Here is a 16124-nt window from a genome sequence, read left to right on the forward strand (position 1 = left end):
CCGACGACTCCACGACCTCGCACCACCGGCTCAGCGACCTCGCACCACCACGAGACACCGAGAAGGAGAACCGAGCATGGGCAAGCAGCTATGGGGAATCCGGGGCGCAGCCGCCCTGGTGGCCGCCGGTCTGACCCTGACCGCCTGTACGTCGAGCGGCACCCCGTCCGGCACCCCCGCCGCCGGGGCGCCCGGTGCCTCCGCGCTGGACAACGCCAAGGGCGTGACCACCGTCGACTTCTGGCACTCGATGACCGGCCAGAACGCCACCGCCCTGACCGCCCTGGTGAACGCCTTCAACGCCGCCCACCGGGGGAAGATCGAGGTCAAGCCGCTGTTCCAGGGCACCTACGACGACGTGATCGCCAAGTACAAGGCCGCGGTGCAGCAGAAGGGCACGCCCTCCCTCGTCCAGGTCTACGACATCGGCACCCGGTTCATGATCGACTCGAAGCAGACCGTGCCGGCTCAGGCCTTCGTCGACAAGGACGGCTACCCGATCGCCGACATCGACCCGAACATCCGCAACTACTACACGGCCGGCGGCAAGCTCGCCTCGATGCCGTTCAACTCCTCGATGCCGCTGCTCTACCTCAACGCGGACGCCTTCAAGGAGGCCGGGCTCGACCCGGCCAAGCCGCCGCGGGACCTGGCCGAACTCGGCGAGATGGCCAAGAAGCTGACCAAGAAGGACGGCAGCGGACAGACCGTCAGGTACGGCTTCGGCGCGGCGATCTACGGCTGGTTCGTCGAGGAGCTGATCGCCGAGTCCGGCACGCTCTACTGCGACCAGGGCAACGGCCGGACGGGCAACGCGGGCAAGGTGCTCTTCGACTCCGCCCAGGGCGCGCAGGCCGTCCAGTGGTGGGCCGACCTGGTCAAGGGCGGTTACGCGGCGAACACCGGCCGGGTCCCGGCCGACGCGCAGGCGGCCTTCAAGTCCGGCAAGGTCGCCATGCACCTGGAGTCCACCGGGGTGCTGCGCGGCTACACCGAGGCCGCCAAGTTCACCGTCGGCACCGCTCCGTTCCCCAAGATCGACGCCACCGACCAGGGCGGCCCGGCGATCGGCGGCGCCTCGCTGTGGATCGACGGCCCCGGCCATTCGGACGCCGAGCAGCGGGCTTCCTGGGAGTTCGTCAAGTTCCTGTCGGCGCCCGAGCAGCAGGCCGCCTGGCACACCGGCACCGGCTACTTCCCGGTCAACACCAAGGCGCTGGACGAGCCCGCCGACAAGGCCTGGCTGGCCAAGTACCCGCAGTTCCAGACCGCGATCGACGAACTCCACGCCACCAAGCCCACCCCGGCCACGGCGGGCTGCCTGCTCGGCGTGATGCCGCAGGCCCGCAAGAGCGTGGAGACTGCGATCGAGCAGACCGTCAGCGGGGCCAAGACCGCCCAGCAGGCTCTCACGGACGCCGCCAAGGGGCTCCAGCCGGCCGTGGACGGCTACAACAGCGCGGTGAACTGACTCCCGTCCCCGGCGGGGTGACGGCACACGCGGGCTGCGCCCGGCGGGACGGTTCCCGCCGGGCGCAGCCCGGTCGCTGTAGGGCGGCCGCTACATCGGCTTCGCCTTGATCACCGAGAAGATCGCGCCCTGCGGGTCGGAGAGGACGGCCATCCGGCCCGCCACCATGTCGAACGGCGGCACGAGCACCGTGCCGCCCCGCTTGACCAGGGCGTCCACCGTGCTGTCGGCGTCGTCCACCGAGAAGTACGTCAGCCAGTGGGCCGGGGTGCCGGGCGGGTCGTTCTGCAGCTTCGCCACCCCGCCGCGGGCGGCGCTGTCCACGTTGTACGCGAAGTACTCCTCGTCCATGCCCTCCATCGGCGCGATCTCGACTCCGAAGACGGCCCGGTAGAAGGCGGCGGCCGCCGGGATGTCGGCGGTGTGCAGCTCGTTCCAGGTGAGTGCGCCGGGCTCGTTGACCACGTGCGCGCCGAAGAAGTCGCCCGGCTGCCAGACGCCGAACACCGCCCCGGTCGGGTCGGCCGCGACCAGCATCCGGCCGGTCGTCCCGACGTCCATCACCGGCACCATCACGGTGCCGCCGGCCTTGGTGATCGCGGCCTGGGTGGCGTCCGCGTCGTCGGTGGAGAGGTAGGTCGTCCAGACCGTGGGCGGTGTGGGCTGCCCCTCCGGCGCCATCGCCGGGCCGATCCCGGCCACCGGCTTCTCGTTCAGGGCGCACACCGCGTACCCGCCGAACTCCGGCGGGCCGACCTGCCCCTGCCAGCCGAACAGGTCGCGGTACAGGTCCAGCGCGGCCTGCTGGTCCTTGGCCATCAGATCGACCCAGCAGGGCGTGCCGGGCGCGTACGCGGTGGTGACTTCAGGCATTTCGTCTCCCAAAGGTGGTGACCCCCGGTGAACACCTTGGCCGCACCCGGCCCCACCCGCCACCGGAGAACGCAGGACGTGTCACCATCGCCTCGGCACCGCCCGCCGGGCGACCATGGGATGGACACGGTTCCGGCGCACGATCGAGGAGGACGCGGTGCACCCCGAGACTTCCGACCGGGAGGCCGTCACCGACGCCCTGGCCGATCCGGCGGCCGCCGCGCTGGCGACCGGCCGGCTCGACCTGCTGCGCGCCGTCGCCGACCACCTCCCCGTCGGCATCGCGCTGCTCGATCCGGAGCTGCGCCGGCGGTACCGCAACCCGGCCTTCCGTCGCGCGGGCCTCCTCGGCCCCGAGGCGGAGCCGGCCCGGACGTCCCCGGTCCGGGAGGTGCTGGGCCGGGTGCTCGCCGACGGCCGTCCGCGCGAGCTGGCCGCGGACGGGCCGGACACCGCTCCGGGCGGGCCCCCGGTCCGGGTCCGGCGCCTGGTGCTGGACGGACGGGTGGCCGGGCTGCTGCTGGTACTGCCCGCGCCCACCGGACCGCTCGAACGGCAGCGGCAGGAGCTGGCCCGGGCGCACGCCCGGCTGGCCCTGCTGGATTCCGCGGCGGAGCGGATCGGCAGCACCCTCGACATCGACACCACCTGCGCCGAACTGGCGGGCTTCGCCGTCCCCGCACTCGCCGACCTGGCAGCCGTCGACGTGCTCCCGTCCGATTCCGCCGGGCATCCGGGCGGCCCGCGCACCGGCCTGCCGAGGCTGCGCCGGGCGGCGGCCCGCGCGGCGCGGCCGGGTCCGGGCGCCGAGGCGTTCGGCCTCGGCGGGCCGGTGCGCTACCGGGAGGGCTCCGCCGTGGCACGCAGCCTGGAGCAGGGCCGACCGGTGATCGCGGACGTCCGGTCCGACGAGGAGCTGGCCCGCGCCGCCGGGCACGCGGCGACCGAGGCGGTGTACCGGTCCGCACGGATCGGCTCGGTCCTGGCGGTGCCGCTGACCGCCCGGGGGCAGCTGGTCGGCGTGCTGTCACTGGCCCGGGGGCCGTCCCGGGGATTCACCGAGGACGACGCCGAGCTGATCGCGGACCTGGCCCGGCGCGCCGCGACGAGCATCGACAACGCCGGACGCTTCACCCGCTCGCAGGGCATCGCCGTGGAGCTCCAGCGGGCCCTGCTGGCCGAACCCGGAAGCCCGCACCCGAACCTGGAGCTCGCCTCGCGCTACCTGCCGTCGGGCACCAGCTCGGTGGTCGGCGGCGACTGGTACGAGACCGTCCGCCTGCCGTTCGGACGCACCCTGCTGGTGATGGGCGACGTGATGGGCCACGGGGTCGAGGCCGCCGTCGACATGAGCACCTACCGCTCGAACCTGCGCTACGTCGCCGCCATGGACCTGCCGCCGCACCGGATCCTGCGGCAGCTGGACGAGGTGATCTCCGCGAGCGACTCGGCCCGTCCGGCCACCTGCCTGCTCGCCCTCGCCGATCCGGCCCGCAACCGGTGGACGTTCTCCAGCGCCGGCCACCTCCCGCCCGCGCTGATCACCGCCGACCGGCCGACCGAGCTGATCGAGGTCCCCACCGGGCCGCCGCTCGGCACCGGCTTCGGCGGCTACCAGCAGACCGTCCGCGAGCTGGTCCCCGCGCAGGTGCTGCTGCTCTACACCGACGGCCTGGTCGAGCGGCGCGGCGAGGACATCGACGTCTCGCTCGCCCGGCTCGCCGCGCTGCGGCTGGCCGCCGACGGCCCGCTGGACGGCGTGCTCGACGCTGTCCTGGCGGGGGTGACGCCGCACGCCGCCGAGGACGACGTCGCCCTGCTGGCCGCGCGGGTCCGGCCGCGCTGAGCCGGCCCGCGGCTCAGCGCGGACCCGGGCGGGCCGTCCGCGCCTCACGGCAGGACGTGCCGCAGGACGTCAGACGGCCCGGCCCCGAGGCGTCATCCTGGTCGCGCGCTCCCGGGCCCACCAGAGCAGTGCGGCGCCGACCAGCACGCTCCACAGCGCGGCGCTGACCGTCGCCGTCGGCGTACCGCTGGTGAAGGCCCGGGTGAACGGCAGCGTGAGGACCGCGACCGCGACCGCCGGTCCGGCCGCGTACCAGGCGGCGAACAGGAACGGCCCGATCCCCGAGCCCGGGGCCTGCGAGGAGCCGAGCATCAGGTCCTGCCGGATCACACCACGGCAGGCGTTCACGAGCGCGGCACCGACCATGGCGGGCACGACCGCCGCCGCGAGCCAGGCCTGCGCCCCCGCGCCGCAGAGCAGGGCGGCCACCGCGCAGGCCGAGCCGATCAGGACCCCGAGCACCATGGGCACGATCGCGTGCCGCAGCATCAGCTCGCCGAACGGATAGGGCGACCAGGAGGCGCGCCGGGGGTCGTCCGTCTCGATCCGGGCGGGTTCCAGCAGTTGTGCGACCGCCAGGTAGCCGAAGACCAGGGCCAGCGCGGTGCCGGCCCAGGAGGCCACACCGGTGGCCGAGTGCACCAGGAAGGCGAGCAGCGTCGCGGGTACGGCCAGCAGGACGGCGCGCCCCAGCCGGGCCGGGGAACGCAGCAGCGCCAGCGCGTCGCGCCACGGGACGACCTGCCAGGGCGCGCGCGGCGCGGGCAGGCGCAGGCGGCGCGGCGCGGCGCCGGGCGCCGAACCGGTGACGGCGAGACGGGCGGCCCGCAGTTCGACGGTCCGCAGGGCGGCCAGCACCCCGGCCGCCGTCCGGGCGCGCTCCCGGAGCCGGGCCGGCTGGACGTTTCCGCACGCGCGGTCGGCGAGCACGGCGCAGACCCCGGTGAGGATCAGCAGCAGCACGGCGCCCGCCCAGGCCCCCGGCTGCGCGGCGGGCGTCGGCGCGAGCGCGGCCAGGCCCGCCCAACCCCACGGGCCGGACCAGAGTTCGACACGCTCCAGCCAGGGGATCCGGTGCCCCTGCACGGCGAGGGCGCTCTGCGCGGCGAGCAGCAGCACGACCAGCGTCAGATACGGGGTGAGCCGGCGGACCAGGACGGCAACCCGGTCGTTCAGCTCGACGGCCAGCCCCGCGCAGGTGGCCAGCAGCGGGACGCAGATCCCGCCGAGCAGGCACCAGCCGAGGGCGGCGAGCAGACCGGTCCGCACGGTCAGCCCGAGGGTGACCATGCCGGCGGCCGCGGCCACCACGCCGGGGGCGACCGCCAGGCCGCAGGACAGCCAGAACCAGGGCCGCAGCACCCGTCCGGGCCGGACGGGCTGCGGGAGCAGCCAGTCGGCCGTCGCCCTGGGCGGGAGCACCGGGCCGCGCCAGAGCCCGTCCCGGGCGGCGAGCAGCACGGCGGCCAGCGCGACCGCCGCGATGCCGCTGGGGAGGGCGGCGAGCACGGCCGGGCCGCTCCCGGTGTAGTCGGCGCCCATCGAGGACTGCAGGAACAGTCCGAGGCTCGGGGTCACGCCCCAGACCACCAGGACGAGCAGCACGCAGTAGACGGTGAAGCCGATCTGGCCGGCGCGGGTGCGCCGGTGCGGCGCGCGCAGGGTCCGCAGCAGGGCCAGCGCTTCGCCGGTCCAGTCGTCGTCCTCGGTCCACTCCGGCGCGGGGTCGGTGTCCGCCGGGTCGCTGCCGTCGGGGTCGAGACCGGCGGGGTCGAGGTCGTGCAGGCCGTCGTCCGGGCCGTCCGGGTCCACGGTGCCGAGCGGGGTGCCGGTCACCGGACGCCTCCGCGGGCGCCCTCGGCGAGGACGGTGTGCGGGGCGCCCTTGGCCACCACCTGGCCGTCCTCCAGCACCACCACCCGGTCGGCCACCTCCAGCGCGAGGTCGGTGTGGTGGGTGACGAGCAGGACGGCGACGCCGTCGGCGAGCTCGGCCTTGAGCAGCTCGGCGAGGCGGCGCCGGGCGTCCGGGTCCAGCCGCTGCTCCGGCTCGTCGAGCAGCAGCAGGTCGCGCGGCCGGACCATCGCGCAGGCCAGCAGGAGCGCCTGCATCTGACCGGAGGAGAGGGCGGAGGGGAGGGCGTCGGCCCGGTCCGCCAGGTTCCGGTCGGCCAGCACGTGCTCGATCCACGCCCGCGCGTCCGCGACCCCGTGGGCGACGGCGACCAGCAGCAGGTGCTCACGCACCGAGAGGTCGGGGTAGCAGGCCACGGTGTCGCCGACCACCGCCACCCTGGCCCGGATCCGGGGGTCGCCCTCGTCCATCGGGAGGCCGTCGAAGGTGACCTTCCCGCTGGTCGGCAGCTCCCGGCCGGCCGCAATCCGCAGCAGGGTCGACTTGCCGGAGCCGTTGTGGCCGAGCAGCGCGACGCACTCCCCCGCCGAGAGCTTCAGCGTGACGGGTTGCAGCACCTGCCGTTCGCCGTAGGTACGGCTCACCCCGGTCAGCTGGAGCAGAGCCTTGCGCGGCTCGGTGGGCTTCTTGGCCATGGACGGGTGCCTCTCGCTGCGGGTGTCGGGCCACTCTACCGAGGGAGCCGGGCGGCTGAAGATCGCTTCGGCGCGCAACGGCCCACGGCCGGGCTGGACGCCGCCCTGCGGCTCCGGCGCATCCTCGCCGCTCTCGGTCCCGGCCGGGCCGCCAGGGCCTGGCCCGGACCTGACCCGGGCCTGACCCGGGCCTGTCAGTGGCGGCTGCCAGAGTTCTCGCATGAGCGATACCCCTGACCTCACCGCCACCACCGGGACCGCGGCCGGCATCGCCGGGTACTGGGACGCGGCCGCGCCGTCCTTCGACGAGGAGCCCGACCACGGTCTGCGGGCCGACCGTACCCGGCTCGCCTGGGAGCGGCGGCTCGGCTCCTGGGTGCCGTCCGGGCCGCTCGACGTGCTCGACGTCGGCTGCGGCACCGGTTCGCTGTCGCTGCTGCTGGCGCGGTCGGGCCACCGGGTGACAGGCGTCGACCTGGCGCCGGAGATGGTGCGGCGGGCCCGGGCCAAGCTGGCCGAGGCGAACCGGCCGGCCCGGTTCCTGGTGGGTGACGCCGCATCGCCCCCGACCGGCGGCGAACGGTTCGACGTGCTGCTGGCCCGTCATCTGCTCTGGACCCTGCCGGAGCCCGAAGCCGCGCTGCGCGAGTGGATCGGCCGCCTGCGCCCGGGCGGGCGGCTGGTCCTGGTGGAGGGCCGCTGGCGCGAGTCCGGCCAGGGCGACCCGTACGTGGCCGGGGCCGAGGTCCTGCCGTGGCTGGGCGGGGTGGGGGCCGAGGATCTGTCGGCGGTGCTGCGGCCGCTGGTCGCCGAGCTCAGGATCGAGCTGCTCGGCGAGGACCCGGAGCTGTGGGGCGGCCCGGTCACCGACGAGCGGTACGCCCTCCTCGCCCGGGTCTGAGCTGCTCGGGGCCGGCGCCGGCGGGCCGGCTGCCGGCGCGGCGACAGCGCATGCCGTCAGAGCGGCGTGGCCTCCCGCAGGACGAGCAGCAGCGCGACGGCGGCGTTGAGCGCGGAGAGCGCGGATGCGGTGGTCCCGGCGGCGGCGACCAACGCGGCCAGGCCCGCCGGGGTCCCGGCCGGGGGCCAGCGGCGGGTCGGCGGTGCCGGGTCCAGCAGGGCGGCGATCCTGCGCGGTACCGGACCGGTCGTGGCGAAGCCGGGCACGCCGGTGGGGTGCCCGCTGTGCGAGCCGAGCGCCGCCTTGCCGACCGCCCGGGCCGTCAGCCGGCGGTCGCCGACCACCTGGGCGGCTTCCTCGTCGGCCCACCGTTCGGTGCTGAAGGCGACGGCGGCGCGCAGCGGCCGGAGGAAGGGGTTCAGGCTGGCGGCGACCTGGGTGGTGAGCAGGAAGCGGTGGTGCCGACCGGTCAGATGGGCGCGCTCGTGGGCGACGAGCACCCGCCGCTCGTCCGGGTCCAGGCAGGCGAGCATGCCGGTCGAGACCACGATCCGGCCGGGTGCGCCGGGCAGCGCGTACGCGTAGGGGATCGCGTCGGGCAGCACGGCGAGTTCCGGCACCGCCGACAGCTCGCCGAGTGCCCGGCGTGCCTGGCGCCTGATCCGGATGTGCTGCGCGAGGACTCGCGCGCACCCGACCACGACGACGGCGAGCGCGGCGGTCGCCAGCGTTCCGGAGAACTCGGCGTACGGCACGGCCGCCCGTACGTCCGGGTCCGACCAGCCGTCGGGCAGCGGGTTGCCGGGGATCTGGGCGGTGCCGACGACCACGAGCATCACCAGGCAGAGCGTGCTGCACACGGCGAGGACACCGCCGACGACGGCCAGCAGCCTGGTGACGCTGCGGGGGTGCAGGTGCGCTCCGGCCAGCCGGGCGATCGGCAGGACGGTCAGCGGCAGGACGAGCGGGAGGAAGAAGAAGACACCCATCGGCTCAGTCCTTCGGGGTGCGCGGCGGGTGGTCGTCGCTCTGCGGCCCGGCCTCGTTGAGCAGCGTGCGCAGCAGTTGCTCGTCGTGCGGCGACAGGGTCGACACGAAGCTGGCCAGCACCGCGTCCCGGTTGGTGCCGCTGTCGAGCACGCGGCGCATCCGCAGGGCGGCGAGTCCGGCCTCGTCCGCGGCGGCCAGCCAGACGTACGAGCGGCCGGCCCGGTTGCGGTGGACGGCTCCCTTGGCGTGCAGCCGGGAGAGGATGGTCACCACCGTGGTGTAGGCGAGATCGCCGTCGAGGTGCTGTTGCAGCCACCCCGCCGTGGTGGGGGCCTCGGCCCGCTGGAGCAGCGCGAGCACCTGGGACTCGAGTTCGCCCTGCCCTCGCCTGCGAGTGCGCGGCCGCTGCTGCGCACCGTCCGTGTCCTCGCCCATGGGGGCGTCTCCTCTCGGTCGTGCCGACTTCCGGCATGCGGCGTCCGGCCACCGGCTGCCTACGCCCGGCCGCCGCTCACCGAACGGTGGCCGCCGCGCGCCCCGGGACCCGCTCCGGAGGCCGTGCCGGCTCCCGGGCGGTTCCTGGTGGTTCCCGTTCTGGTTCCCGTTCGCCGAGGCGCGAGTCTACCCTGGGACTTCCCAGCCTCTACAGTGCTGTAGAGACTCGCTGGTGACGACAGGGGGATGCCTTCGGCATGATCGGGCTAGTCTCTACACTCATGTAGAAAGTAAATAGCTTTCAGGGCACCCGTGCGAGGGCAGCGGCTCTGGAGGCGCTGTTCCTGTGTGCGCCGCGGGCAACCTGCCCGGGCGGTTCCACTCCGCAGTGGGCACGGCCGTTCCGGCCGCGGCGAAGGGTGATCGACATGTCAGGCCAGAGGGCGGGGACTGCTGACCGCAGCCCGGAACCAGGGCGCCGGGGCGCTCCGGACGGCGCGCTCCCAGCACCGGCACAGCGCCGGTCCGACCGCCCGTCGTGGGACCGGCCCGTCGGCGGGGGCGGCGAGCCGGCGGGGGCCGGCCCGGCAGCCGGCCGCGCGGCGGGCCGTCGTGGCGACGGGCGCGCGCAGCGCCGTACCGAGCCGCCGCGCAAGGGCCGTGGGACGGCGGCGCTCTTCGCCGTCGGGCTTCCGCTGCTCGGGGCGGCGGTGGACGAGGCCGTCGGGTCCGGAATCGGTACCGCGTTCGCCGTGTGCGCGGTGCTCGGCAGCGCCCTGGCCGCCCTGGTGAGCGGCCGGCCGGGCTGGTGGTGGGTGGCGACGGCGCCGCCGGTGGTCGTACTGGGCGTGACGGCGGGCGCCGAACTGCTCGTGCACGGCTCGAAGTACCAGGGCAAGGCACTGGCCACCGGCGCGGCCGGCTGGGCGATCCACGGATTCCCGGTGATGGCGGCGGCCGTCGCGGCCGCACTGCTCGTCGTACTGATCAGGATCGCAAGGGATGGGCGGGGCCGTCGTGGCTGACAACCGACGAGACAACCAGGACGAACACCGGGACGAACACCGGCCGGACCAGCGCCGGAGCGGCGACCGGACGGCCGGACCGGACGGCGGGCGGACGACCCGCCGGCCCCGACCCGCCGGAGGCCCGCCGAAGCGCCGGACGCCCCCGATCGTGCTGGCCGGGCGGACGGTGGCCTGCGGCGTCTCGCTGGCGGTGCTCGGCACCACCGGCTTCACCTGGTACGCGTACAAGAGCCTGAACGACGGTCTGACGACGTCGAGCGCCCTGGACACCGCCAAGAAGAGCGCACCGCCGCACCTGGACAAGTCGGTCAACCTGCTGCTGATCGGCCTGGACAGCCGCAACGACATGAACGGCAACCCGCTGCCCGACAACGTCGTCTCGGACGAGCTGCACGCGGGCAGCAGCAGCGACATCGGCGGCTACAACACCAACACCCTGATGGTGATGCACATCCCGGCGAACGGCGGCAAGGTCACCGCGCTCTCCATCCCGCGCGACGACTACGTGCAGACCGCCGGCGCCGACGGGAGGATGCACAAGATCAAGGAGGCGTACGGGATCGCCAAGGACACCGCCGAGCAGAAGCTCGCCGGGAAGAAGCTCTCGCACGCCGAGCTGGAACGGCAGAGCCGGGAGGCGGGCCGCAAGTCCACGCTGGCCACCGTTCAGCAGTTCCTCGACATCCCGATCGACCACTTCGCCGAGGTGAACCTGATCGGCTTCTACGACATCGCCAAGGCGCTGGAGCCGATCCAGGTCTGCCTGAACCACCCGGTCAGCGACCCGATCGTCTCCCGGACGGCCAACCACGAGGGCGGCGGCACCGGGCTCAAGCTGCCCGCCGGGATGAACTCCCTCAACGCCGCCGACGCGCTCTCCTTCGTCCGGCAGCGGCACAACCTCACCAACGGGGACCTCGACCGGACGCACCGCCAGCAGGCCTTCATCTCCTCGGTCGAGTACAAGCTCAAGCAGCAGGGGGTCTTCAACGACCTCGGCCAGATGCAGAAGCTGTTCGGGGTGGTGCAGAAGGACGTGGTGATCGACAACCAGTGGAACATCCTGGACTTCGCCCAGCAGGCGCCCAACCTGACCGGTGGCAACGTCGAGTTCAACACCCTGCCGATCTCCGGCTTCAAGACGATCGGCGGCGAGGCCGTCAACACGGTCAATCCCGACCTGATCAAGCGGATCGTCCAGCAACTGTTCGGCCACGAGACCCCGGCCGCTCCGGCGGCCGCCCCCTCCGGCAGCCCGGACTCCCCCGCACCCGCCGCCCCGGCCGACAAGCCCTCCGGGACGGTCGACGTGTACAACGCCTCGACCGTGCAGGGCGCCGCGGCCGAGGAGTCCAAGGCGCTGATCGCGCTGGGCTTCAAGGAGGGGCGGGTCGGACCGCCGGCCGGGCATCCCAAGTCCACCACCGTGACGTACGGCGCCGGGGCGAAGAGCGGCGCCGAGCTGGCCGCCACCCGGTACGGGGTGACGGCGACCGCCTCCGCCGCCGTCCCGGCCGGCCACATCGTGGTGACCCTGGGCACCGGGTACACCGGTCCCGAGACGAGCGGCGGCTCCGCGCCCTCGGGCGGGCAGAGCGGCTCCTCGTCCGACAGCGCCCCGGACCCGGCCGCCACGCTGCCGATGCAGGGGCCCGCCGTGAAGGCCGGGAACGGCATCCCCTGCGTGGACTGACCCCCGCGGATTTCGCCCGGACCAGGATTGGCAACCAGCGACCCGCGTAAGGCAGTTGACGGTGGGCATACTGTCCGGGTCTGATGCGAGGGGGCGTTGGCAGATGGTACGAGAGGATCCACCGGGAGTCGACGAGGCAGAGCTGCTGCCCGAACCGTTCTGGACGGCGGACCGGGCGTCGGTGCAGGGGCAGCGGCTGACCGTGCGCTGGTACCGGGGGCAGATCGCCCTGCTGGTGCTGGCGGCGGCCGTCGCCGCCGTCCCAGGCCCCCGGCACAGCGGCGACGGCGACGTCACACCGCTGTTGTCGGTGGCGGCCTTCCTGGCCGCCGGGTACTACTGGTACCGGCTGCGGCAGGTCAACCCGCAGCGGCGCTGGCACGAGGCCCGGGCGGCGGCCGAGTCGGTGAAAGCACTGGCCTGGAAGTACGCCGTCCGGGCGCGGCCGTTCGAGGGCGAGGCGGACTCCGCCTACGCGGACGAGGACTACCTGCGGCAGGTGGGCGAGGTCCTGGCCGCCTTCGAGGACGAGGCGGTCCTGCCGCCCGGAACCGTCCCCGAGATCACCCGGGAGATGCGCCGGCTCCGGACCGCCACGCTGTCCGTCCGCCGCAACCTCTACCTGCGCTCCCGGGTCGAGGGCCAGCGCAACTGGTACCGCGACCGGGCCGCCGCGTACGAGTCGCAGTCGGCGTCCTGGGGGCTCGGCACGGCGGCCCTGATCATCGTCGGCGGGGCGGCGGCCGTCGCCCAGGCCAGCGGCGCCCTCTCCGTCCACCTGTTCGGCGTCTGCGCCGCCGCGGCGGCGGCCGTCATCGCCTGGACCCAGCTGAAGCAACTCCGGCCGCTGGCCTCGACCTACCTGCTGGCGGCCAAGGAACTCGACCTGGTCGAAAGGCGACTGTCCGACCTCGACCTCGGCGGCCCCGAGGCGGAGGCCCGTTGGGCCGCACTGGCGGGCGACGCCGAGGACACCGTCTCCCGGGAGCACACCACCTGGCGAGCCCGGCGCGCCTTCCCCCGGTAACCGGGCAACCCGGCAACAGCACGGATCACCGGAGGCAGTCTGGCGGACAGCCGGTGTGGAAGAGGCTTCTCCTCGTAGCATAGGGCCATGACTGGAGGGGAAATTGGGAGTCATGGCTGAGAAGAAGCGGAAGTTCGACGCCGAGTTCCGCGAGGGAGCCGTACGGATCGTCAGCGATTCCGGCAGACCGGCCGCAGAGGTCGCCCGCGAACTGGGGATCAACGAAACCACCCTGGCCACCTGGGTCTCCCGAGCCCGAAAGGCGGCCGGCGACGGCACCCTGGGCACCTCGGAACGCGAGGAACTCCTCCGCCTCCGTCGCCGCGACACCGAACAGGCCAAGCGCATCGAGGAGTTGGAACTGGAGCGGGACGCGCTCAAGCGGTGCATGGTGCTGTGGGTGAACTGAGGACGTGCGCTCTGCCCCGGGACGGCATCCACCAACCGATGCGCGGGCGGACCGGAGCCAGGGCATGGCCAACGAGGACGAAGCCGAGATCAAGCGGGCGCTTGGGATCGCTGGTGCCGCAATCGCCCTTGGCGCGGTTTTTGTCGGCGCCAGGATCATGGGTGAAGGCAAGGACGGCCCCGAGGGCCGCCTGGAAGCCTAGCCTCGACCTTTCGCAGCTGTCGCGTCAGAGCGTCGATCAGGGATGATTTCGGACGGATGCGACTCCTGATGATCAAGGACCTTGATCATCAGGAGTCGCCTACGCATGTCCGTGCGCCGGGCCGCTGATGCGCACCCCGGGACCCAACGTCGGGCGCCGGACCCCGGGGTGACATCTGCGCACACCGGGCCCGGACACATCCGATCGGCATGCCGGGAAATCACTCGTCGAAGTCAAAGCTCAGCATGGAGGTATTGGCCTTCTTCGCCTTCTTGGCCTTGGAAGCCGAGCCGCCTTGAGCCCCGGCATTGCGCATTTCGGCTTCCTGCCTCGCGGCCTTCCTCTTCTCGGCCAGCGGAACATAGGGCACATAGGGCGGCTCGTCGACAATCACGGGTTCGAAGTGCCTGGCGAAATGCGGCGGCACCTTTTCGGCGAACGCGGCTTCCCAAGCCGCCCGGCGCGGATCTTCGGCGTGCGGCCTACTCCTGAGATCACCGAGAAAGCGGCCCTTTTCCGCGGCGGTCATTCCCTCGATTCGCGGCTCAACGCCGTGCACTTCGACCACGGCGGCGCCCGGGATCTCCCCGACGACCAGGACTTCCCGGTCCCCCTTCGCCAATTCTGCGATCAACGGCTTCTCCGCAAGATCCGTGAGGTTGCGGATATCATCCCTCGAAAGATCGATCAACTTGTTCCCGGCATTCAACTGGTTGACATCGATCTTGATGACCGGCGCCCATTTGTCGAGCGGCCGAACCGTATTTCCGGATTCCCCGTCCATCCCCTTCTTGAAATCGTTCGCCGAATAGTAGAGGGACTTTTCCAGATTGGGGCTGAACGAGATGTACTGCGTGGCGGCATTCTCGCCGGACACATGGAAGGCGACTGTCGCGGTGGCCGCCATATCGCCCGGACCGATGTTCGTCTGGCCGTCCCATCCCGTCAGCCGCTGATATGCCTCCGGAGTACCCACGGAACCGTCCGCCTCGACGAGTTTCAGACCGTCGTAGCTCTTCTTCCACTGCGGCTCGATCCTGATCGCCCGATAGAGATAGCGTTCTCCGCCGTCAGCAAGGTAGTCCTGAGGTGTCCGCTCGTACGCCGGATCGACAGGTACGTTCCAGCCGGGGCGGCGCTCCGCCGTACCGGGGCGTTCGGGGGCGCGGCGGTCGTTGGCGGGGTCGTGGTTGGGGTCGGCGTGGGGGGTGGGCTCGGTGGGGAGGCGGTCGGGGGTGAGAGGGATGGCGAAGACGCCGTTGTCGCCGTTGTGGAGGGGCTTGTCGCTGCTCTCGCCGGTCTGGCCGTCGACGTAGGTGATCTTGCCGTTGTGGTTGACGGCGCCCCAGGAGTGGGAGCGGCCGTCGGCGTCGCTGGTGGTGATGGCGGCGGAGGAGCCGTGGCCGTTCCGGCGGAGGGTGTCCTCCAGGCGGTCGAAGGCGGCGGGGCCGTCGCCGAGGTCGGAGAACTTCGCGCCGAGGTTGTTCTCCATGCGGTCGCGTCCGCCGAGTTCGCCCAGGTCGGAGGGGTTGCCGTTGGCGTCGTGGTCGGGGGTGCGGGCGGCGGCCGCGGTGGGGTGGCCGTGGAAGGTGTCGAGAAGGGCGAGGGTCGCGTCGACGCAGTTGTTGTTGCGGCCGGAGGTGCCCGGGCCGTCGCCGTTGATGGCGGCGAGCCATTTGCCCTCGGTCGGGTCGGGGTGGCGCTGGGGGGTGCCGTCCTCGTTGAGGGGGACGGCGAGCTTGATGCGTTCGTGGTCTTCGGGGGTGGGTTCGGTGAGGCCGCCTTCGGTGCCCAGCGGGCGGTCGTCGGTGGCGGGGCGGTGGGGTTCCGCCTCCGGGCGGGGTTCGGGTTCGGGTTCGTGGTGCGGGGAGGTGTCCTGGTCGTGGTGCGGCCCGGACGTGTTGTCGTTCTCGTGGTGCGGGGTGTCGTCGGGGGCGGTGTGGGGGGTGTCCTGGTCGTGGGCCGTGGACGGGTCGTGGTCGTGCGGGGCTGCGATGCCGCTCTTGTCGCCGCTCTCGGTTTCGGTCCGGTGCTCAGGAGCGGACGCGCCGTCGTGCCCGGGCTTCTCCACCGGGGCAGGCTCATCCGTCGGCGTGTACGCAGGCGGCGCCTCCTCGCGACCGGCACCGCTGAACTCGGAAGGCTTGGGGGCAGGGTGGACGCCGTCACCGGCACCCGTGCCTGCGCGTTCGCCGCGCGGGCGCACCGGGCCGAGCTTGGCGCCGCCGGTGGCCGGGGTCGAGACGGACGAGGGGCTGTGGGCGGGCTTGCCGGCGGGCGCGGGCGGCGGGGACTGGTGCGGTTCGGCGCCGGGGCGCCCGCCGGAACGGACCGGGCCGGGGGTGAAACCGCCGCCAGCGCCGGACATCATCGGCGGAACCGCCCCGCCGGCGGACGGTGCGGCGGCGGGCGGAGTGTCGGTACCGGGCGCCTGTCCGCCCGACAGGTCGTCGGGGGAACCGGGGGCGTGGTCTGCGGAGGGCGTCCTGCTGGGGGCGGGTCCGCCCGCCAGGCGCGCCCCGTCGAGATGAATACCCCCGCCACCCGGTACCGCACCGGGCAGGTGCGCGCCGGCCACGGCACCCAGACCCGGCGCAGCACCGGAACCGGACGCACCCGCGCCGGCGGACGAACCCGAAGTCGCCTCGTCGTAGGACGGCGGAGCCTCACCACCGGGGCGCTCGCCCGGACTCTGCTCCG

At 73.4% G+C, this 16124-nt stretch carries 14 protein-coding genes; 8 read left to right on the forward strand and 6 right to left on the reverse strand.

Annotated features, from left to right (window positions below; genetic code table 11):
- Positions 1-76 precede the first annotated feature (76 nt).
- Positions 77-1471 carry an ABC transporter substrate-binding protein gene (locus ABD330_RS14855; RefSeq protein WP_344464972.1) on the forward strand — a complete coding sequence of 465 codons (1395 nt, stop codon included), beginning with the start codon at positions 77-79 and terminating at the stop codon, positions 1469-1471.
- Between the two features lie 90 nt (positions 1472-1561).
- On the opposite strand, the gene ABD330_RS14860 is transcribed toward ABD330_RS14855, so the two are convergent.
- Positions 1562-2344 (reverse strand): VOC family protein, encoded by a 783-nt coding sequence (locus ABD330_RS14860; RefSeq protein WP_344464974.1) that lies wholly within the window; start codon positions 2342-2344, stop codon positions 1562-1564.
- 157 nt (positions 2345-2501) lie between these two features.
- Here ABD330_RS14860 and ABD330_RS14865 point away from each other — a divergent pair, with 157 nt between their 5' ends.
- A complete protein-coding gene (locus ABD330_RS14865; RefSeq protein WP_344464976.1) occupies positions 2502-4190 on the forward strand; it encodes a SpoIIE family protein phosphatase in 1689 nt (562 codons plus the stop codon).
- Between the two features lie 69 nt (positions 4191-4259).
- Here ABD330_RS14865 and ABD330_RS14870 read toward each other — a convergent pair whose 3' ends face one another.
- Both ABD330_RS14870 and ABD330_RS14875 read right to left on the reverse strand, forming a co-directional pair.
- Positions 4260-6026 (reverse strand): hypothetical protein, encoded by a 1767-nt coding sequence (locus ABD330_RS14870; protein ID WP_344464978.1) that lies wholly within the window; start codon positions 6024-6026, stop codon positions 4260-4262.
- Complete coding sequence (locus ABD330_RS14875) at positions 6023-6739, reverse strand: ABC transporter ATP-binding protein (protein ID WP_344464980.1); 717 nt, start codon at positions 6737-6739, stop codon at positions 6023-6025. Before ABD330_RS14875 ends, ABD330_RS14870 begins: the two co-directional genes overlap by 4 nt.
- Positions 6740-6959: 220 nt before the next feature.
- Between ABD330_RS14875 and ABD330_RS14880 the strand changes: the two genes are divergently transcribed.
- Positions 6960-7640, forward strand: a complete 681-nt coding sequence (locus tag ABD330_RS14880) for a class I SAM-dependent methyltransferase (protein ID WP_344464982.1) — start codon at positions 6960-6962, stop codon at positions 7638-7640.
- A 56-nt stretch (positions 7641-7696) separates the two neighbouring features.
- On the opposite strand, the gene ABD330_RS14885 is transcribed toward ABD330_RS14880, so the two are convergent.
- Both ABD330_RS14885 and ABD330_RS14890 read right to left on the reverse strand, forming a co-directional pair.
- A complete protein-coding gene (locus ABD330_RS14885; RefSeq protein ID WP_344464984.1) occupies positions 7697-8629 on the reverse strand; it encodes a M56 family metallopeptidase in 933 nt (310 codons plus the stop codon).
- A 4-nt stretch (positions 8630-8633) separates the two neighbouring features.
- Entirely contained in the window at positions 8634-9065 is a 432-nt protein-coding gene (locus tag ABD330_RS14890; RefSeq protein ID WP_344464986.1) for a BlaI/MecI/CopY family transcriptional regulator, read from the reverse strand.
- A 428-nt stretch (positions 9066-9493) separates the two neighbouring features.
- On the opposite strand from ABD330_RS14890, the gene ABD330_RS14895 reads away from it, so the two are divergent.
- The 5 genes from ABD330_RS14895 to ABD330_RS14915 all read left to right on the forward strand — a co-directional run bounded on the left by ABD330_RS14895 (position 9494) and on the right by ABD330_RS14915 (position 13424).
- The gene (locus ABD330_RS14895) at positions 9494-10090 is read left to right on the forward strand and encodes a DUF6542 domain-containing protein (RefSeq protein ID WP_344464988.1); all 597 of its coding nucleotides are present in this window, start codon (positions 9494-9496) and stop codon (positions 10088-10090) included.
- On the forward strand, positions 10083-11786 hold the full coding sequence (locus tag ABD330_RS14900) for an LCP family protein (protein WP_344464990.1): 1704 nt from the start codon (positions 10083-10085) through the stop codon (positions 11784-11786). Before ABD330_RS14895 ends, ABD330_RS14900 begins: the two co-directional genes overlap by 8 nt.
- Positions 11787-11889: 103 nt before the next feature.
- Positions 11890-12813 (forward strand): DUF4231 domain-containing protein, encoded by a 924-nt coding sequence (locus ABD330_RS14905; RefSeq protein ID WP_344464992.1) that lies wholly within the window; start codon positions 11890-11892, stop codon positions 12811-12813.
- 112 nt (positions 12814-12925) lie between these two features.
- A complete protein-coding gene (locus ABD330_RS14910; RefSeq protein WP_344464994.1) occupies positions 12926-13222 on the forward strand; it encodes a transposase in 297 nt (98 codons plus the stop codon).
- Positions 13223-13286: 64 nt separating this feature from the next.
- Positions 13287-13424, forward strand: coding sequence for a hypothetical protein (locus tag ABD330_RS14915; RefSeq protein WP_344464996.1), 138 nt, complete (start codon positions 13287-13289; stop codon positions 13422-13424).
- Between the two features lie 220 nt (positions 13425-13644).
- Here ABD330_RS14915 and ABD330_RS14920 read toward each other — a convergent pair.
- Positions 13645-16124: toxin glutamine deamidase domain-containing protein (locus ABD330_RS14920; RefSeq protein ID WP_344464998.1), on the reverse strand; the 2480-nt coding region annotated here is incomplete at its 5' end.

The sequence above is a fragment of the Kitasatospora kazusensis genome, from assembly GCF_039529945.1.
GTDB lineage: Bacteria > Actinomycetota > Actinomycetes > Streptomycetales > Streptomycetaceae > Kitasatospora > Kitasatospora kazusensis.